Source organism: Pseudomonas sp. SIMBA_068, assembly GCF_046534705.1.
In the GTDB taxonomy this organism is placed as follows: domain Bacteria; phylum Pseudomonadota; class Gammaproteobacteria; order Pseudomonadales; family Pseudomonadaceae; genus Aquipseudomonas; species Aquipseudomonas putida.
On sequence record NZ_JAWRYI010001484.1, the window covers coordinates 1 to 240 of the forward strand.

Sequence of the window (240 nt, forward strand, 5' to 3'; positions counted from 1 at the left end):
AGACAAAGTTGAGGGCCGCGGCGGTCACTTCGCGGGTACTGTCGAAGGCGCGTTCCACGTTCCTGGCCCGGGTCAGGTCGAACAGTGCATCCAGGCTGCGGTCGCCCTTGAACTGCGGCAAGTTCAGCGCCAGGCCCAGGCTGGCGTTGTCTGGCTGGGCCAGCAGGGTGCCGTGGCGGGTGTCATACATCACCTCGCGCAGCGGGCGCTGGCCTCGGACGAAGAACGTTTCGCTACGGG

At 66.7% G+C, this 240-nt stretch carries 1 protein-coding gene; it reads right to left on the reverse strand.

The features are described from left to right. Positions 1 to 240 (reverse strand): penicillin acylase family protein (locus SB756_RS34580; protein ID WP_410913817.1); only part of this gene is annotated, 240 nt, incomplete at both ends.